General features: G+C 68.7%; 17 protein-coding genes. 8 read left to right on the top strand and 9 right to left on the bottom strand.

The window, feature by feature from the left end:
- Positions 1-97: 97 nt before the first annotated feature.
- Entirely contained in the window at positions 98-526 is a 429-nt protein-coding gene (locus AB0D10_RS00800) for a hypothetical protein (RefSeq protein WP_360248948.1), read from the top strand.
- A gap of 28 nt (positions 527-554) precedes the next feature.
- On the opposite strand, the gene AB0D10_RS00795 is transcribed toward AB0D10_RS00800, so the two are convergent.
- On the bottom strand, positions 555-881 hold the full coding sequence (locus tag AB0D10_RS00795) for a hypothetical protein (RefSeq protein ID WP_360248945.1): 327 nt from the start codon (positions 879-881) through the stop codon (positions 555-557).
- Positions 882-1203: 322 nt separating this feature from the next.
- On the opposite strand from AB0D10_RS00795, the gene AB0D10_RS00790 reads away from it, so the two are divergent.
- On the top strand, positions 1204-1749 hold the full coding sequence (locus AB0D10_RS00790; protein ID WP_360248942.1) for a hypothetical protein: 546 nt from the start codon (positions 1204-1206) through the stop codon (positions 1747-1749).
- Positions 1750-1814: 65 nt separating this feature from the next.
- Here AB0D10_RS00790 and AB0D10_RS00785 read toward each other — a convergent pair whose 3' ends face one another.
- Positions 1815-3350, bottom strand: coding sequence for a terminase family protein (locus AB0D10_RS00785; protein ID WP_360248940.1), 1536 nt, complete (start codon positions 3348-3350; stop codon positions 1815-1817).
- Positions 3347-3892 (bottom strand): hypothetical protein, encoded by a 546-nt coding sequence (locus tag AB0D10_RS00780; protein ID WP_360248937.1) that lies wholly within the window; start codon positions 3890-3892, stop codon positions 3347-3349. The genes AB0D10_RS00785 and AB0D10_RS00780 overlap by 4 nt, the downstream gene beginning before the upstream one ends.
- Positions 3893-4051: 159 nt before the next feature.
- Between AB0D10_RS00780 and AB0D10_RS00775 the strand changes: the two genes are divergently transcribed.
- On the top strand, positions 4052-4939 hold the full coding sequence (locus AB0D10_RS00775; RefSeq protein ID WP_360248934.1) for a hypothetical protein: 888 nt from the start codon (positions 4052-4054) through the stop codon (positions 4937-4939).
- 641 nt (positions 4940-5580) lie between these two features.
- Positions 5581-6606, top strand: coding sequence for a hypothetical protein (locus AB0D10_RS00770; RefSeq protein ID WP_360248931.1), 1026 nt, complete (start codon positions 5581-5583; stop codon positions 6604-6606).
- A 286-nt stretch (positions 6607-6892) separates the two neighbouring features.
- On the opposite strand, the gene AB0D10_RS00765 is transcribed toward AB0D10_RS00770, so the two are convergent.
- Together AB0D10_RS00765 and AB0D10_RS00760 are read right to left on the bottom strand one after the other, a co-directional pair.
- Positions 6893-7573, bottom strand: a complete 681-nt coding sequence (locus tag AB0D10_RS00765; RefSeq protein ID WP_360248928.1) for a hypothetical protein — start codon at positions 7571-7573, stop codon at positions 6893-6895.
- A 128-nt stretch (positions 7574-7701) separates the two neighbouring features.
- Positions 7702-9018 (bottom strand): hypothetical protein, encoded by a 1317-nt coding sequence (locus AB0D10_RS00760; protein ID WP_360248925.1) that lies wholly within the window; start codon positions 9016-9018, stop codon positions 7702-7704.
- A 395-nt stretch (positions 9019-9413) separates the two neighbouring features.
- On the opposite strand from AB0D10_RS00760, the gene istA reads away from it, so the two are divergent.
- Positions 9414-10889 (top strand): IS21 family transposase, encoded by a 1476-nt coding sequence (gene istA, locus AB0D10_RS00755; protein WP_360248922.1) that lies wholly within the window; start codon positions 9414-9416, stop codon positions 10887-10889.
- A 39-nt stretch (positions 10890-10928) separates the two neighbouring features.
- Here istA and AB0D10_RS00750 read toward each other — a convergent pair whose 3' ends face one another.
- Positions 10929-11210 (bottom strand): hypothetical protein, encoded by a 282-nt coding sequence (locus tag AB0D10_RS00750; RefSeq protein WP_360249715.1) that lies wholly within the window; start codon positions 11208-11210, stop codon positions 10929-10931.
- Positions 11211-11316: 106 nt separating this feature from the next.
- Between AB0D10_RS00750 and istB the strand changes: the two genes are divergently transcribed.
- The 3 genes from istB (at position 11317) to AB0D10_RS00735 (ending at position 15453) form a co-directional block, all read left to right on the top strand.
- The gene (istB, locus tag AB0D10_RS00745) at positions 11317-12042 is read left to right on the top strand and encodes an IS21-like element helper ATPase IstB (protein ID WP_360249712.1); all 726 of its coding nucleotides are present in this window, start codon (positions 11317-11319) and stop codon (positions 12040-12042) included.
- A gap of 1289 nt (positions 12043-13331) precedes the next feature.
- Positions 13332-14285 (top strand): hypothetical protein, encoded by a 954-nt coding sequence (locus AB0D10_RS00740; protein ID WP_360248919.1) that lies wholly within the window; start codon positions 13332-13334, stop codon positions 14283-14285.
- A 247-nt stretch (positions 14286-14532) separates the two neighbouring features.
- Positions 14533-15453: an HNH endonuclease signature motif containing protein gene (locus AB0D10_RS00735; protein WP_360248916.1), complete on the top strand. Its 921-nt coding sequence runs from the start codon at positions 14533-14535 to the stop codon at positions 15451-15453.
- A 121-nt stretch (positions 15454-15574) separates the two neighbouring features.
- On the opposite strand, the gene AB0D10_RS00730 is transcribed toward AB0D10_RS00735, so the two are convergent.
- The 3 genes from AB0D10_RS00730 to AB0D10_RS00720 all read right to left on the bottom strand — a co-directional run bounded on the left by AB0D10_RS00730 (position 15575) and on the right by AB0D10_RS00720 (position 18419).
- Positions 15575-16273 carry a hypothetical protein gene (locus AB0D10_RS00730; RefSeq protein ID WP_360248913.1) on the bottom strand — a complete coding sequence of 233 codons (699 nt, stop codon included), beginning with the start codon at positions 16271-16273 and terminating at the stop codon, positions 15575-15577.
- A 69-nt stretch (positions 16274-16342) separates the two neighbouring features.
- Complete coding sequence (locus AB0D10_RS00725) at positions 16343-17755, bottom strand: ParB N-terminal domain-containing protein (protein WP_360248910.1); 1413 nt, start codon at positions 17753-17755, stop codon at positions 16343-16345.
- Complete coding sequence (locus tag AB0D10_RS00720; protein ID WP_360248907.1) at positions 17748-18419, bottom strand: ParB/RepB/Spo0J family partition protein; 672 nt, start codon at positions 18417-18419, stop codon at positions 17748-17750. Before AB0D10_RS00720 ends, AB0D10_RS00725 begins: the two co-directional genes overlap by 8 nt.
- Positions 18420-18509: the final 90 nt, after the last annotated feature.

The raw sequence follows: 18509 nt of genomic DNA, 5'->3' as shown, positions 1-18509 counted from the left end.
AGCAACGCCACACAGCCGGGCCGCCGCCCGCCACGACGAGGGCCACCGTCGGGCAATCCCCTGACAGCCGGGGCTTCCATCCGGTATCCCTATGCAGGTGACCGATACCGAGAACCCCGACGACGACGTGGACTCTGCCGACAAGGGAGGCAGAATCAGGTCGGTCACCGCAGCGGTGAAGGGCTTCGTGCAGAAGCACCAGAAGGCCATCATTGGCACGACGACGGTTGCGGCCGCCATCGCGGTAGCTCTGGTACTTCACCAGCCAGACGGCCAGAACGATGCCGACCAGGAGCAGTCGGAGGAGTTCGGCGCGCCGCTGCCCGATGCGGGCCCCGGCAAGGACCCCCGCAAGTCTCGGGTCGAGCACTCGGTGAAGCCCACCCTGGTGAAGATCGCCGGTCAGGCCACCGACCGGGCCAGGGCCAAACGCGCCGCGGCGTTCGCCGCCGGGCTCGTCGATTCGCCGGAGATCCCAGAGGGAACCACCCACCGCGACGGCCACAACCGGTGCACCGCTGCCTGAGGCCCCGGCGAGGCTCCGCGTCGACACGTCACCGGCTCAGCCAGCAGCCTCCGGCGAATGCGGACTCGTCCAGGTCGGCCTGCCTATCGCCGAGCTTGCCCCACTCCACCGCGCACAGCCCATCGGTCGGCTCGTAGCCGCGGCCCCGGATGATGCCTTGGTACACCCGCCCCAGGTCAGCGGACCGCTTGACCTTCGCATCGAACGCCCGCACCCACTCCGGGCTGCCCTCGACCGGCCCGGCCGGCGGCTTCGGATCGTCGGAGAACATCACCACCGCCCCGACGACAGTCCCCACCGCGAGCAGCGCACCCCCGGCCTCCACGGCTATCCGCCGTCGCCCCGTGATCTTCATGAACGGGAAGGTAGCAGGGTGCTCGAACGATTGGCAGACCAGAGAGCCACTCACGATCCCTTTCGAACATGTTTGCTAATCCTGCTCTCCGCGCCATAGGGTCCCAGGACGTGGCCAGCGCAAGTGCCACAGGTGGGCTGACTGCCCGCCCCACTCACCGGACCGAGCTGCGCAGCGACCAGCGGGCCGACGCCGGGGCGGGCATGCAGTCCTCCTGGCCCGCACCCGCCCACCAGCCCAGCTGGTCCAACCGGGTGGCCTTCCCGTACCCGAACGGCCCCGTGCAGGACCCGGAAGGCCTCCGGTGCGCGATCGTCTGGGCATGCGAGAACCGCGAACAACCCCCGAGCCGATCCGGCTGATGCTGCTCCACTCCCTGCTGGAGGCCCTACTCAGCCTCCAGGAGGTGGCTTCGAACAGCCGACCGGAGTCGCAGGACTGGCGGCGGATGCCGACCTACCGGCTGGGCGACGCGGCTGACCAGCTGAACCTGGCGGCCTCCGTGCTCGCCGCCTACATGCTGGAGACCGGCACCCCGGAGTCCGACGTCCGCTCCTACCTCCAACTGAGCTACCAGAAGCAGCGATCCGCCGACTCCGAGAAGGCCCGCCAGTACCTGGACGGCCTCCTCGGCCGCAACAGCGAGCGGACAACCATGAGTGCGGTGGCCAGCCTCGTCGACCAGACCCCGGACCCGACAGCACCGGACGTCTACGGCGACGTGGAAGCCGTGCTGTACGGGCTGCGCTGCGCCCACTCCGAGGACAACCTGGAGGAAGCCTTCGGGCATCTACCGGCCTCGATCGGCCGCCGGGCCCGACGGATCGCGGAAGTTCTTGCAGAGGAGTACCAACTCCAGCAGGCCTGAACTGCCATGACTGCCAGTCGGCAGGGCAGGCCGCGCCAGCGGCCAGGCCCTGCCGACTGCTTGACCTACCGCCGGCCCACGAGTCGACCATCCAGCGTCCCGCCCGCCAGCGCGGCCAGCTGTTCCGGGTCCGCAAGCTCCGTCAACCCATGCACCGCAGCGTCCATCCGGTCCGGACTGTCCATCGTCGCCACCCAAGTCACCATCTGCCCCTCCAGGTCGGGGAAGTGCCCAACGTGATGCACCCGGCCCTGCTCGTACAGCTGCGCCACCGGCTCCGCCCTGAGCCTCTTACCCACCTTGGCGTTGACCTCCAGCAGCATCGGCATCAGCACACCGCGGGTCTTGCCGTCCCGTGCCAGCTGCTCCCACGCCTGCCGGACGATCGTCTTGGCCATCGCCCCGCCGTAGTTGCTCTCCACCACGATCGCGTCCGCCCGCAGGTCAAGCGCCAACTGGCAGGCCCGCAGGCCCCAGTCGTTGGGGCCGAGCGTCCCCGACTCGTCCGCGAGGACGTACAGGTGCTCATCGAAGCCGGCCGCCAGCCCGACGATCCCCGTCTCATCGTTGACCTCGGAGTCGCCGCCGGAGGGGTCCACCGCGACAACGATCCTGGCCATCTCCAGACCGCCGAACTGCACCGGCGTGACACGGGCGTTGTCGATCCAGCCCCGCTTCCACACCCCGCCTTCCTGCGGCCTGGGCTTCTGCTGGAACAGGGACCACCAGACGCGCTCACCGACCGAACGGCGGATCGCCGCAAGGGCTCTGCGCCCGTAGCGCGCGGGCCACAGCGGCTCGCCGACCTTCCGGCCGAGCGCGTCGTTCTCACTGTCGGCGATGGCCGGCAGGTCGATGATGATCCAGTCGGAGGCGGTCTCCCCGGCGAGGATGCGGCCCGCAAGATCATCTTCGTTCCACCTGGTCTGGATGACGATGACGCTGCCGCCCGGCTCGATTCTGGTCAGCAGAACGGCCTGCCACCACTCCCACAACTTGCGTCTCATTGTTGGCGATTGAGCGTCCGCGTCGTCCTTGATCGGGTCGTCGACGATCGCCAGATGCGCCCCCTTGCCGGTGAGGCCGCCGCCGACACCGGCCGCGAACAGGCCGCCCTCCTTCGAGGCGATGTCGAACCTATTCGCGGCCTTGCTGCCGGGGTGGAGCTGCAGGCCGAGCTGGTCACCCCACGTCGTGATCGCATCCCGGATCCACCGGCCGTGGTCGTCGGCCAGGTCGGACGAGTAGGAGGCGATCATCACCCGGTGGTCCGGCTGCTGGAGCAGGTACCACAGCGGCGCCCACCGGGCGGCCCGCCGGCTCTTGCCGTGCCGCGGCGGCATGGTGAGCAGCAGCCGGATCGTCTCCCCGGCGGCGATCCGCCGGAACGCGTCGTCGATCAGGTCGAGGTGCGCGGCCTGCATCTCCCGGCCGTCGGTGAGCAGCGCGGCCAGCGACCCGGGAGAGTGCCGCATCGCGATGTCCCGCTCGACCGCGGCGAGTTGGGTACGCAGCTTCGGTGACGCCCGCTCGGCGATCTCCCGCCGCCGCTCGGCGGGCAGCAGCCGGTACTGCTCCACCAGAGCCGTGTGCCCGCTCACTCCCGGCCCCCGGTGGCGGTCGGGTCGGTGATCGCGATCAGCGCCGCCAGCTCGTCGGCGGTGGTGTCCACCTCGATCGGGCCGCCGCCCTGCCCGGTGATCTCGGTGCGCGCCGGCTGGTCCAGGCCGAGCAGGCGGGCCCGACGCTCCATGATCCGCAGCGCCCGGTCGATCGCCGAGAGGTCGCCGTCACGGACCGCGCGCCGGTAGGCGACCATGAACATGCGGTCCAGGCGGGCGTCCTCCAGCGCCCGCAGCTCAGTGACCGACGCAAGGGCGGCGTCGATCCGGTGGTCGAGCGCCTCGGACACGTCGCGGTTCACCGAGCGGACGAGCGTGTTGTCGTCGGGCGCTGGGCGGCGGCGCGCGTACAGCTCGTGCCCGTACCCGCACGGGTACGCGATCCTGTCGGTGTTGATGGACGGGTCGGCGGCCAGCTTCCGGCCGACGGTCAGCGGGTCGGCTCCCGCAAGGCGCAGTTCGACGGCGTCCGAACGACGCCGGGCGATGGCGGCGCGCTGAGCCTGGGTCGGGCGAGGCATGGGCGCAGGTCCTTCGTGATGCGCCCCCGCGCCACCACCCATGATCCCCTACGCCCGCTCCAGCCCACGCAGATCCGGCCTGTCGAGGCTGCTCCCGAAGGGGAACGGTATGTAGCCACACGGTCACCCCAGTCGCATAAGCGCCTGTAGGATGCCGCCATGAAGAGCAGGGTGGTGTTCGAGCTTCCGGGCGTCCATGCCCAGAACTACCGCCTGCTCAACAGTGCGCGGGCCACGACACCGGACCTGCGGCAGAAGCTGCTCAGGGTCTACCGTCGTGCGGTAAATGATCAAGCGTTTGCAACGCGTACGGGCGATACGTCCATCAGCGAAGACTTCGCCATGCCCACAGGGACGGCGGTCCAGGCAACGGAGAGCCCTTCCACCGGCCCGAAGGTGCTGCTGATTGCCGAAGGCACGACCGAACGGTCCTACGTCGAAGCCCTCCTGCGGCGTTTCACGGCCCAGCGCAACTTTCTTGCCGACGACTTCCCTCGCCAGCTCGTGGACTCGGCGCAGCACGGTTTTCTTCTCGACATCTCCCCTGGCAAGTCCGTGGACGCCGTGTGGCCGCATGCCTCGCCCGACCTCAGCGCGGGAAGCCCGTCGGGGCGATGTACCGCAGGCGTTCTGGGCCTGCTCGACGCCGCCGCGGACTTTGAAACTCCTCCCCCGCCTGTGGTGGTCAATCTCAATCGACTGCCCGGGCGAGGGTTTGAGGAGTGGTTCTGGCGTTCACATGACCACTTCGGCCTACACCTGCCCGAAGAGTTCGATCTTTCGATCTCTTGGCAGGCGAAGGAAAGCCGGCGCGCGGAGTTGCTGGCCAGCGCCCTCGCGCTTCAGGCTTCCCTCAGCCCTGTCCTCCTCGAAGTCCTCCACGTCGCGACACCTCCGAGGCCAACGTGGGATCACGAACCCCTGGCTCTCGCATGTGGGCTCCGACGGTTGAGCGTGCCTCTTGTCCCCCGAGCACCTGGGCGCACCGGCGCGGCCGGTCGCTTCGGGGTGGGCGTCCACGGGCTGAGTCTCGGCCTGGCTGCCTGATCAATCACACCCTCCCAGTTCGTCAACTGAGAGGTGAGCAATGCGTCATGTCCTGGAGTCGCCTTGGTCGGAAGAGACCATGGTGAAGGCGTTCGGGTTCAGCTTGAGCGTTCTGCTGGAGCTGCTGCTCCAGGTGGTGGTCCAGAAGTCCCGGAAGCGGAGGGCCCCCAAGGGGCGGCCCGCCGCGCCGCGGCGGTTCTCGCGGAAGTCGCCGCGCCGCGTGGGCGAGCTGCGCCGGGTGAACAGTCGCCGGGACCACCGGGCGGTTCCGGCCCAGGCCGGGCCGGTGAGCCGTCAGCGGGCAGGACGTTCGATGCGTCCAGGCGCGCGGGGCTCGCGTCCCGGCAACCGCGCCTCGTGACCGGTTGAGGAGTGTGGGGCTGACGCCAACGCGCCAGCCCCACACACCCGTGCATCCGATCGGGTGGACACCAGCCGGTCGGCTTGCGGATCACCGCGCTGCTCCGGGAGGCTTCCGTCAGGTCTCAGCGGGAGATCCATCCGCCACCGGAGCCGACCGTCCGGTGAGTTCGCGGACCAAGCCGGTACCGGCAGCCCGCGTCTTCACCCCCTTGCAAGGCGTCACGCTCTTCGAGTTGCTGTGCGCCGAGGTCGGCGGCCGCACAGGAACGGAACCCGTCATGGACTCCCGCTCGAACCGACGTCACCTCCAGACTTACACCGGCGACTCCGCCTGGTATCTCGCCAGGACCGGCAGCACACACCCAGAGGTCGGCATCCCCGCAGCCAGCGACGATCAGGCGCTCATCGAGCACCTCTTCCTCAACGGACTCAAGGGGGGCTCCGCCTACGCCGCCCACCCGGTGTCGATCCGTGCCACCCGCGTCCTGGACGGCCGCACCGCAGTCCTCCTCGACCAGAGCGCGTTCGTCGCTGGCCGTCTCCATCCCATCGCCGAACGTGCAATCGAACTCCTGCCCTTCGAAGCCGAAGACGGGAGCCTCGGAGGCGTCGACGGCCTGCGCACCGACCGGCCCAACCCCGTCGACCGGCGCGGCCTCCACCTGCGCCTGCTCCAGGCCCCCACCGCCCGCCTCACCCTGGTCGGCCCCGCGCAAAACGAGTGGACCAACCGGCTGGCCGCCCGCGAGCAGGAGCTCACCGCCGCAAGATGCCAGCCGTTGTGGACCACGCGCGAACGCGGCGCAGCAGAACTCGCCCACCGAGCCGCCCACGGCTCCTACGAAGACGAGGAGGCAGAGTCGCGCTGGCTGACCTCCGGCCTCCTGCGCCGCATCGGCCTGTGGCACAACACCTCCAACGCGTTCTGCACCCGCTACTGGCAGCGCGGCGACGGCACCTTCATCTGGGAGCTGCGCCACCTCTACGGCGTCCCCGTCACCCACGACGACTTCGCCGCGCACCTCAAAGACCCGCAGTGGGGCCTTCCCTTGAGCGTCCAGAAGAGCCACTGCGACTGCCACAGCCGCCGGCCCGACCGCGGAGGCCAGCCACACCCCGACTACCAGCGCCAGTGCACCTTCACCTTCCACCACCGGGGCGACCGCGCCGGCGAACTCCAGATCCGGTTCCGCACCGAAGCCCCCACCGAGGACAGGTCAGACACCCGCGAGGAACTTCGTAGGGTCGGCGCGGACTCCGCGTGGCTGCGCCGTGTCCTGCCGCTGCGCGGACCACAAGGTTGACGCCAGTGCGCTCGGGGTCGAGCAGCACAGCCCACGCTAGTGGTCCCCGCACGGGCGCTCCCGGCGCCGCAGCGCGCAAGAGCGAGCACAAGACCCGGCCGGGCAACCGATGGCCCTGACGGCAGCAGGGGCTGACGGCCTTAACTCCGAGGCTAGTTGTCTGTGCCGAAGACCCCGGGAAACCACCGCTCCCGGCCAGATAGCCGGAGGTCCTGACCTGGACCGAGGGCCTGACCGAAACCAGTCGGTCAGGCCCTCACATGGGCCGGCCTGCCCCAAGGCGCGGTCACGCGGACATCCCGGAGCCAGCGGCCTCAACAACCCGCACGACCGCGCCCTCGGTCCAGTTGACGATGCCCTGGATGTTTTCCTGGGTCATGTCCCACTCGGGCGGCGTGCCGTCCGGGAGATCCCTGGCGTTCTCGTATGGGATTCTCGGCGGGGACGGCGGAATTGCGAGCAGCCTTCCCGGCGTACCTCGGTGGCTAAGGACGTTACGAAGATTCCGGATCTGCTGGTACGGCGCTGCCTTAACGATCTCCTCCATGGCGGCTGTGACCGGAGCGCCAGGGAACGCAGGCCGCACGCGGCCGAGTACGTCGGTGGGGTACATCGGCCCCGTAGCGTCGGCTAGCGTAAGCGCCGGCGCAAGTCGGCAGGCATGCGCGAAGACCCATATGAAGGTGCACTCCACGGCTGAGGACGCGTTGGAGAATGTTTCGAAGAGATCAGCTTCCTGTCTGTCCCGCTCGTCCGGTGGGGGTGCGTAGCTCTCCTGCAGGGAGGCGCCCAAGTCGGCGGCGTGACGGCGCATCGCCTGGACGCGGGCCACACAGCCATTCTCGGCCGCAGCAGCGAGCATCCAGGCCGGGTCATCCTGTGCATGCTCGGGTGTGGATGAAGGCTGCGCGGCTTCCAACCACCTGCGGAAGTCCACTCCGGTCACGGGTGGGAGCAGTGACGTCATGCCTACAGTCGTAGTGCCGCTTCAGGGACGCTGCAAACGCTGATCCGCTGGACGTGGCCAGCGGAGGCGCTGCGATGGCTCCTTTCCGTCATCGAGGCGTTCCCATTCGACGCAGACGGGGCGATTGCCTACGCGGAGGGCAAGGGGCGACCCGGTTCGGGCGTAGCTGGTAGCAGTCCCGCTGGTGACGCAGGCAGCTTGGCGGGACCAACGTCGCTAGGTAGCCCTGCGGTCAGCGCGTTGATCAGGACCTGGCTGCTGGCCTGCTTGAGCTCACCGACGATCATCATGTCGAAGACCGAGTCGTCGTCTGGGGTGAACAGGCTCATGGGCGAGTAGCCGAAGGTCCGCTCGGACCCGAACAGGGTCCCTCGATGCCCTGTGAAGGACCGCAGGTTGTAGGCAAAGCTTGCCAGCTGCTTGACCTGCTGTTGCGTCATGACGGTCTTCAGCGCCTTGCGGAACCTCGCCCCGGCAACCCCCTTCTGGTGTCGGCATTCGGGGTGGCAGCCGCAGGCCGCGTCCTGGACGAAGCGCATGCCGAACCCCTCGATGGCGGCCACGAAGGCCAGGTGCGCGAGGGAGGGATGTCCGTGCGCTCTCAGGCGCAGCGCCTCGTAGTGGGCGCTGACCGCCGTCTCCAGTTCCTTGTCCGAGTTGAGGATCTGCCAGGCGTTCGCCGTCCAGTCGGACAGGTCGAAGGTGTTGGTGTCGGCTGGCACTTCGCCGTTCCATCCGGCGTCGTCGAGGACGGGGGTGCTGGGCACGCCGACCACGGCCGGGGCGCGCAGTCCCTCGCCGTCTTCGGGACGGTGCTTGGGGTAGGTGCGGGGAATCCACAGCGTGCCGGTGGCCAACGAGAGCAGCGCGCACACACGACGGAGGCGCTGGTGCGCGACGGACTCGACGGACTCCCAGGAGTAGCTACTGACCGCACCCGAGGCGATCAACGGGAACGTGTGCCGGACCCCCGCGCCTTGATCGACTCGATCGGGGTCCGCAACGTACTCGCGCATCAGCACTCCGCCGGGAGCCAGGGCAACCGGCCCAAGCGCGCGAGGACCCGCGAGCGCGCCCACCCGGTCGAGCCCCAGGTTCTGCGGGTGGGTGCTGACGACGGCTTCCCACACGAACACCCGATCACGGCGGCCGAGCGCATCGACGGCGGCGACTACTGCACGACGCCATGGCTCCACCTCCTGCTCCGACGCTGAGTCACCGTCACCGGTCACCGAGCAGGCGACACCCTCTTCAAGAGCACGGATGATCAGCCGGCTGCTCACCGCTCCGGACAGCGGCGGTCCGAGTTCGACCGGGCTGCTCCCATCGGATCCTCGGGCGGACATGAACCGCGGGTCACCGAACTCGCCACTGACGTGGTGCGTGAACTCGTCGCCCTGGCCCCGGAAGTGCACCGGGAACACGCCTAGGTCCTGCTCCCACATCCGTCATCACCTCGCACGCTGGTCCGGGGCACGCAGCCTAGCTCGGCTGCACGGCCCCGACGCGCGGTTTCCCCTTTTAAGAGGACCTGTGGCGATCACTGGCAACCGGCCGATTCTCGGCCAAGCAGAGCACAACCTCCCATCAACCGAGGACGCCATGGAGCTGTACAGGAAGACGCAGGCGGAGCTCAGCGCCCTTGTGTCGGCGGCCGTGGCAAAGTCCAGGTGTGCGGCCAGTCGAGTCCAGGCTGATGGCCACCGGAAATCCAGGTGGATGGCCTGTTGTTCCTGATCGCTTCCTTATCTGAAGGAGACCCCTCCGTCCGGTTTGCTGGTGTTTGCGAGCATCAGCAACCGGCCGGAGAGGTCCTGTGACGAAGTCTGACAGAGAGATCATGGAAATCTTTGAGGCGTACGACCTGACGGAGACGGTCTGGTCGGCGGCCACCCTTACGGGGCACGACCCGAAGACGGTCAAGCGGTATGTCGAGGCCCGCGCGGTCGGGCGCAATCCGTATGAGCGCGAGTCGCGGCCGAAGATGATCGACGCGTTCCTGGAGAAGATCGAGGAGTGGGTCGAGCAGTCCAAGGCGACGATCCGTGCCGACGTGGTCCACGAGAAGCTGGCGAAGATGGGCTTCCGGGGCAGCGCGCGCTCGACCCGGCGGGCGGTGAACGTGGCGAAGACCGCGTGGAAGGCGGGCAAGCGGCGGACCTACCGGCCGTGGATCCCCGAGCCGGGTCGGTGGCTGCAGTTCGACTGGGGAGAAGGGCCTCGCATCGGCGGGCGCCGGACCTGGCTGTTCTGCGCGTGGCTGTCGTGGTCACGGTTCCGGGTGGTCATCCCGGTCTGGGACTGCACCCTGGGCACGCTGATCGCCTGCCTGGACACCACGTTGCGCCGGATCGGCGGGGCACCGACCTATGTGCTGACCGACAACGCGAAGACGGTCACCGTCGAACACATCGCCGGGATCCCGGTCCGGCACCCGCAGATGGTCGCCGCAGGCCGGCACTACGGCTGCCAAGTGGTCAGCTGCGTCCCCTACGACCCCGAGTCCAAGGGCGGCGCGGAGGCCACGGTCCGCATCGCGAAGGCCGACCTGGTACCCACCACCGCGAACCTGCTGCCCGCCTACGACACCTTCGCCGACCTCGCCGACGCCTGCCTCACCTGGTGTGATGCGGTGAACTCGCGTCGCCACCGGGCGACCGGACAGATACCGGCGGACCGTCTGGACATTGAACGCACCACGCTGCACGTCCTGCCGATCGAGCCGCTGGCGCTTGCGCTGGGCGAGGAGCGGGTGGTCGGCTCGGACCGCACGATCAGCTTCAACTCGGTGCGCTACTCGACCCCGCCGGGCTATACCGGCGCCAGGGTGTGGTGCCGGGTGGTCGGCGAGGAACTGTCCATCACCGCCCGCACCAACTCCGGTGACCTGTCGGAGATCTGGCGCCACCAACTGTCCGTCCCAGGGGTTCCGCAGATCATTGACGCGCACTACCCCGACCACCCCGACGGCCGCAGCGTCCACCAGCCCCGGCTGCAACCACGCTCGGAAGCGGAGATCGCGTTCGTGGGCATCGGCCCGGGAGCCGGCCGCTGGCTCAAGGAGGCCGGACCCGCCGGCGCGGTCCGCATCCGCGCCAAGATGGCCCGCGCCGTCGAACTCGCCACCGTAATGGGCTCCGACCAGGTCGACCAGGCCCTCGGGCTGGCGGCCACCGCCGGACGCTTCGCCGACGACGACCTGCTCTCCATCCTGGAGCACATCGCAGCAAGCAAGCCGGCAGGAGAGGTTGTGCGCGCGGACGAGTCACACTCCATCCAGAGCGGCACGATCGGCTGGCAGGCCCTGGGTCAGTAGGCCACGACCCCAAGGCAGTTGAAGCCCACTCGATTGGGGTCAGTCGCCGAGGAACCACAGATAAAGGTGCGTCCCGCGCTCGACGACCTGGCACAACTCTCGGGCCTGCCCGACCCAGTCGCCGCCATAGGCGGCGGGAAGCCGGTCGAGTTCAGACAGCAGCAGCGGCGCCTGCCGCTGGTTGAAGACCGCATCCCCATACGGAGTCAGGGCCCAGAGCATCGGGAACTCCGCCGGGTCCAGACCCGCGAAGGCAGCGGTCCACTCCACACCGCCCTGGGCGCGGGCCACAACGTCCCCGCGGTCACCACGCACCGCCATATTGATCACCCGCCGAGCCTATCGGCGCCCACCCCGACCAGCGAAGGAATATACGACCGTGACGTTTCCCCAGGCCCCGGCCCTGCCCGAGGAGCTGGACAGGCTGATGCGCCGGATGCGCCTGCCCTACATGCGCAAGGCCGCACCTGACGTGCTGGCCACCGCCCGCGCGCAACGCTGGGATCCCGCCGAGGTGTTGCGGCTGCTGATCTCCGAGGAGGTCACCGGCCGCGACGCGGCCACCCGCCGCCTGCGACGCCACTCGGCGAACTTCCCCACCGGCAAGACCCTGGCCTCCTGGCGGGCCGAGGACTCAACCATCCCCGAACCCACCCAGAACTCCCTGGTCACCCTGGAGTGGATCGGCCGCGCGGAGAACTTGGTGATCGCCGGCCCGTCGGGGACCGGAAAGTCGCACTTCACGGAGGGTCTGGCACAAGCCGCGATCGAGAAGGACCTGCGAGTGGCCTGGTTCACCCTGGAGACCCTGAGCGCGGCGATCGGCAAGTCGAAGGTCGACGGGTCCACCGCCCGGACCGTTGCGCGGATCTGCCGGGCGGACCTGATCGTCGTCGATGACGTTGGCCTGCTTCCGGTCGGCGAGGACGCTGCCGAGGCTTTCTATCGGATCATCGACGCCGCTTACGAACGCCGCTCGATCGCGGTGACCAGCAACATCCACCCCTCAGGCTTCGACACGATCATGCCCAAGACCCTCGCCGGAGCCAGCACCGACCGCCTGATGCACCATGCCCACCTGGTCACCACGACCGGCGACTCCCATCGACTCGCCGAGGCCCTCGCCGGCAAGGGAGTGGTCCCCCTTCACTGACCCCCCACCCCCAGGAACACCGCTGGCCACAGGCATGGATTTCTGATGGCCACCAGCCTGGACACCCAACGACCATCCACCTGGGCATCTCAATGACCGTTGACACCTTGAGACGGAAATGGCCAACCTGAGAGGGGGGCCTGTCCTTGGCCCGCGCGAGTTTCGCAACCCGCGCGGGCATCGCTTTCGCCGAGCAGCCTGACCGATACCGCGTGACCACCTGCTGGCGCGTCCGGACTCTGTGCCGGCTCCGCTAGGCCGTTACGGTGTGGACCCCTTGCAACCCGCTCCAGCCCCCGTCGATGACGGCACCCTGACCTGGCGTCAGCTGTGCTCCGGGCCATTGCGTCTGAGGCTGAGCCCCGGACCGGACCCCCTGCACTCCGACCCAGCCCCCGTCGGTGACGGCCTGAGCCATGGTGGGCACGAACGCGCCGGCCAGTGCGGCCGTGACGACCAGTGCGGCAGCAGTCTTTCGAATGCGCATGATCCCCCCTCTGTGGGCACAGCGGCCGGCCGGACCGGTGGTTCCCGTCGCACCGCTGTTCGTACGCACATCCTGCCCGGGGCGTCCATGGGCACGCCACTGGAGCCCGGGAGTCCGCTTCCGCCCGGACGTCGCCTTGACGCCTTCCAGTCCTGCTCCTGGCTCAGCATGGTGCTCGACTTAGTGCCACGGTCACAACCCCAGTAGGCCGCCGAGCAGTTCTCCGAGCAGTCGGGCCGCGATCCTGGCGGTCCCCAGAGTCCAGCCGCAGCGCATCCTCGAGCGCCGCAGCGGCACAGCTCCGGGGTGACGCAGTCGGGGTCGACCAGTTCGACGGACTGTACGAGTGGGTGCCATGGCCTTCACCGTGCTTCCTTCCGCCGGATCCGCCCGAGCGGCGGCGCCGTGGCAGCACAGTGCACGAGCCGGACGGCCGCGACGGGAAATCCACGGCCGCCTGTGGAAAACCCGGACCCTGTGGATAACGACGGTCACCTGTTCACCCGGCAGCGAAGCAGCGAGCCGCCAACGAGAATCCGCACACCTCGGCCAGTGCCGCGGGCGTCACGGCTGCACCGCCGAACGAGGGGTGCCCACGACACACCCAGGCCGGTCCTTGCAGTCGCTGGGCTGCTCGCGCTTCACTCATCGCGGGCTGGCTTGCCAGGCCCCGCCGAGCGAGGACGGATTACTGCGCCTCGCGCCCCCGGTAAATGGATCTCAGATCCTGGGCCTACTCCGCACCAATCTGTCCGCCCTGTTGAGCAGTTGCGCGCCAGGGCGCCCGCCTTGGAGGCCCATCATGTCCTCTGCGTACCTCGGCAGCGCCGCGAAGCTTCGAACGGCGTGCACCGGCGAGCCCATCACCGCAGCCGCCCAGCGGGTCACTCGCCTCGACCGTGGAGTTGACCCACTGCCCGCCGCCGCCGACCCAGACCAGGAGATGTTCGAGTGGTGGGTCAACCACCGGTGCGCGTGGCCGGACGACTTCACGACCTCCCCGTTCGGGTTCACCTCCGTAGTGCCGGCCGTCAACGGCCTGACGCTGGTTGCCGAAGACCGGCCCGCTCACGTACGCGGCCTAGTGATGGCCCTCCTCCCAACGCTCTTCGAGGGCCAGGTCGATGGCGTTCCCGGGCTTCGGGTCACCCGGTCCCGCCGCGACGGCGCCCTGACCCTCCGGCTGGCGGGGACTGACGCGAACGTCACCCTTCGGGGGATCTCAGCCGCGACATGGAAGAGCGCCGTCGAAGAGTGGCGTGAGGATCTGAAGTACGGGGTCGAGCAGTTGTGGGAGTCCTCACCCGGCGAGGTCACCCGCGAGGAGCGCCAGCTGATGGCCTGGTTCCCGACCACCGCTGACGGTGGGCGGCCGCACTGGCTCGGTAGTGCGCTGCTTCGCCGGGCGCACGCGTTTACCGCTGCCGGCTGGCCGATCAACGTGACAGGGTGGATCACCGGCGGGGACAGAGTAGACCGGTGGAAGTACGACATCGAGTTCATCCCAGGCCAGCGGTTCGACCACCAGCAGCTGGTCTCACTGCTCACCGATCCGCTCGTTGGCCTTCCCCTGGTGGCCGACGTGGCCTGCGGGTGCGGGAGCGGAGAGGACAGCATGTGCCGGGTGAACCTGACCGGCGACGGCAACCTGCCGAACGCCGTGCAGCTGATCCTTCGATACAGCGAGCCGGAGACAGTCGAGGGCTGGGAGGCGCGGTGGCCCCACCAGGTCAGTGCGGTCCGGGCCGCCTGGTAGATCTGGTCCGGGTCCCTACCGGCACCGTGCACCTGCCGCGCAGTTCGCCGGGCGACGAGGTTGCCGAAACCAGCAGCGGTTCTGTGCGGCCTGCGATACAACGGGGACGGACTGACTGGCTGAGTGACGGGACGGGCCGCTGATGGGTAGCGGGAGCAGAGTTCGCTACGGCGCGGGCGATAACGCAGTGCTGAGGTCGGCACTGTGGCGGGCGTGGAAGCTGAAGTGCTACTGGTGCAGAGAGCCGGTGAAGTTCGGCGACTGCCAGATCGACCACATCATCCCGAAGGACATCACGGACGACGCCCTGCTGCTTCTCACGGAGCACTTCGGCCTGCCGGACGACTTCGACCTCCACGCCCCGCAGAACCTCGCGCCGATCTGCGTCTCCTGCAACGGGCCGGGGGGCAAGGGCAATACCACCTACGACTCACCGCTGTACTTGACTCAGCTGCACAAGGCAACCAGGCTCCGCCCTGCCGTCATCGCGCGCGCAAAGGCCATTGGCCGTTCCGGCAAGGTCGCCGAGCATCTCTTGGAGGTCATCAACACCGACCTGGATGAGGAGGATGCTCGTCGAGAGTTCTTGGAGCATGCCCCTGCGGTAGTCCAGATCCTGTCGATGCTGGGCGACAGCCTGGCGGACCACCGGTCGTTCAGCCGCCTGGAGATCGAGGTCGACAGGTTCGGTTCAGAGCAAGGGGTCATCGTCTCCCTCGACGAGCGGGGGCGGACGACGGCAGCCCTCCTCGAAGAGGTGTGCGAGGCGGATCTCGGCTCCGCTCTTCGGGAACCCATCGTGCAGCTGCTGCGGCAGGTGGACACACGAGTGGTGGACCACTTCGAGCACCGCGACCGGGACAATCCGCTCTCCGCTGGCCCACCCGTCAGAGACTGGTTCGTCATCGAGCTGGAATCGCTCGACTTCCACCGGGACGGCCAGCAGATCGAGTTCACCGCCGGCGGAGTGTTCGAGGGCAGCCTGTCGGCGTCACTCACCCGCAGCAACTCCGCGGGAGAAGGGCTGGAGGATCTTCAGGGCGATGTGGTGGTCACCGGCACGTTCTCAACCTCAGTGTTCTGGGACCCGGCCTCTGCGCTGTCCGATCTTGAAGCGGGCGACTGCGTGATCGACGCGTGGGGGGTGGACGACTTCGCACTGGCCTGAGCCGCCGAGCACGCGTGGGTCGGCCGGAGGCCGACAAGGCGGGTGGGCCGTGAGGTCCTGAGTGCTGGCGGGGGGCGACCGCGAGGGGCCGCCCCCCGCCAGGGTGTTCGGCGGCGCAGGGTCAGGCGACCGGGCCGCGGCCGAGCTCGTCCGTGATCCTGTCGGAGGGCTTGCCGGCGTTCAGGGGGTCTTCTTCGGCGCCGAGCCGCAGTTGGTGTGCTGCTGGGTCGGCTTGCGGGTGCTGGTGCCGCTGGTCGGACTTCTCCGCGGCGGGGTCTGCGGTCTTCTTGGCCGTGCCGGCCGGGGTGCGGGGCGGCCTCGGGAGGAGTTCGACCTGTCCGGCGCCAGGGCGCAGCGTGGTGATGCGGGGTCGGTCTCCGTGGACGTTGGGGACTCCGCGGGCGTGGAGGTAGTGCGCGAACCACCAGTTTCGGCAGGTCCGGTACTGAGGGTCGTCAGCATGCGGGCTGTCCGGCGGCACGTCGGCGTCGGTGAACTCGATCGGTCGGACGCCGTCGAGATGGACGGTGAGGTCCTGGACCTGGAGGACCCGGGTGTGGCCGGGGGCGGCCTCCAGGGCGAGGTGCGGGTTCTCCTCCCAGCGGTAGGGACTGGCGGTGACGCCGCACAGGTACCAGGCGAGGGCGAACGGGAACTCGTCGAGTTCGACCTCGGCGTGGCGGGTGTCCTCGTTGATGTGGCGGCTGTAGCGGCCGTGGAGGGCGACGGCGCAGTGCCGGCTGAGGTCGACTCCGGTGACGTACTTGAGCCACACGTGGCGGTAGGTCCGGCTTCCTGCGGTGACGGTGATTCGTGGCAACTCGGCTTCCTTCGTCGTGAGTTGAGAAATACCCTATGGGTAAATTTTATACTCACATGGCGGGGTTGCCTAATCGGCGTCGCGCTCCCTACACGCCCTCATCAGGGCCTCGACCAGCGGCCTGTGCCGGTTGTGCCGGTACTCCCCGGGGTACTCCATGTTGAACTCCAGCTCCAGGGCGGCGCGCCGCTGCTCCTCCGGGAGGGCGAGTGGCTTGCGGCACACTGCGTAGATGTTCCCGCCGTTCGGGTTGCCGCGGACCTCGACCTGCCCGAAGTACCGTTCCATCAGGGCCCGCAGGGAATCCGGGTCGTGGAACCGCTGCATCGTCCACACGCCCTTGCGGAAGGTGGCGGTGAAGCCGTCCTCGTCCAGGAACTCGATGCTGCGTCGGTACCGGCCGTTGTTGCGGGCCTTCTTGCCCGACATGCGCCGCTCGACCGAACCCAGCGACCTGGTCCCCGCGTAGAAGGTCCCGCCTGCGGCCAGCAGCGAGTTGCAGGCCGTCACCACCGCGTTCTCGAACTCCAGCGAGGTCACGGAGTTCAGCACCGAGTCCAGCACGACCACGTCGAACAAGCCGTTCGCGGGCACGTCCCGCTGAAGGTCGCGGATGTGGGAGACCGTCGCAGCCACATCCAACGCGTTCTCCTTCCCCTTCGCCTTGACGTGCGGCTCGTACCAGTGAGCGTCCCAGCCCTGCGACTTGATCCGCTTGACGTAGGCCAGCTCCCCGGCGCCGAAGTCCATCACCCGCAGGCCGGGGCGCAGCTCGGGCAGAACGTGCTGCTCGTACGTGGTGGACTTGTTGGAGTCGCCTTCGTCGCCGCCCAGCCTGTGCATCTGGCACCAGTGCTGGTTGTAGGCCCGGATGCCGAGCTGCGTGTAGTCGTACACGCCGTAGTCGCCGTCCAGCCAAACCGCCAGCTCGTCGGCTTCCTGCACGGACAGCCGGTAGCACAGCAGCGGCAGCTTCAAGTCGGCCACCACCACCGCGTAGTCGTTGTTCAAGATCACGCGGCCGGCGTCGTCGGCGACGACCGAGCCCCACGTGCCGTAGCGGGTGACCAGGCGGCGGATCTCTGCCTGGATCGCCGGGTTGGACCTGGACACGGCGGTGACGTCCTCCGGCTTGATCCACTCCCAGCCGTGGGCGTCCGGCCCGGACGGGGGCACCCGCACCTTGGAGCCGTCCGTCTCGATCGAGTTGTGCAGCAGGTTGAACTGGACTTCGTCCTGCGTGGAGACGTGCCCGTCGAGGAGGATCGCCGGGGCGTGGGTCTGCCCGATGGCTTTCAGCGACTTGGTGCGCTGGTGACCGGCGACGAGGATGGCGTTGCCGTTGACGATGACCGGCTTGACGCACCCGAACAGGGCCAGCGACCGCTGGAGCCGGTCGAATGCCTCGTCGGTGAGGCGCCGAGGGTTGTAGGGGGCGGGCTTGAGCTGGCCGATGGGGTAGGACTCGATGAACTCAGGCACCGGCGGGCTCCCGCTGCGCCTCGTGCTGGTCGAGGAGGTAGTGCGCGAAGCCGGTGTCCGTGCCCCGGGCGTCGTAGAAGGCCTCGTGGACGTTGTTGAGCCGCTCGACCTCGTCCTTGGTGATCTGCACGCGGGTGGTGCCCCACTGCACGAAGCCCCACTGCAGGTGCTCGTCGGCGGTCTTGTCGCCCTCGCGCTCCGTGGTTTCGGAGGCGAGCTGGGAGGGCAGCTCGACCGAGTCGAGGAGGTCATCGAGCGCATCCTGGTCGTAGCCGGTGCCGTCCAGGTCGGGCAGGGAGGCGAGGATGTCGGCGAGTAGTTCGCTGTCGTACCCGGCCAGGTCCGAGGTGCGGTTGTCGACGATGACGATCCGCGCTGCGGCGTCCGCGTCCACATCGACCCAGGTGACTGCGATCTGCTCCCAGCCGAGCTGCTTGGCCGCGTCCCAGGTGTGGTTGCCGGCCAGAATCTCGTTCGGGCGGCCGGTCAGGCTGCCGCGGTTGACGACGACCGGCTTGAACTGGCCGTTCCACTTGAGGGAGTCGGCGACGGCGTTGACGTCGCCGCGCCGCGGGTTCTGGTGGTAGCGGTGCAGGTCGCCGATCGGGACGGCGAAGGGCAGGAGGCCGTCAACGATCCGGTCGACGGGTTCGCGGTTGCTCACGGAGCTGGGTCCTTCGTAGGCCGATTCCCCGCGCCCCACGGGGACACAGCCTAGACGATCAACCTGCCGGCGCCCTGGGCCCGGCCCGCC

This window comes from Kitasatospora sp. NPDC048545 (assembly GCF_040651155.1).
Classification (GTDB): Bacteria; Actinomycetota; Actinomycetes; order Streptomycetales; family Streptomycetaceae; genus Kitasatospora.
The sequence above is the reverse complement of the archived record's forward strand: the minus strand, read 5'-3'. Positions and strand labels throughout refer to the sequence as shown.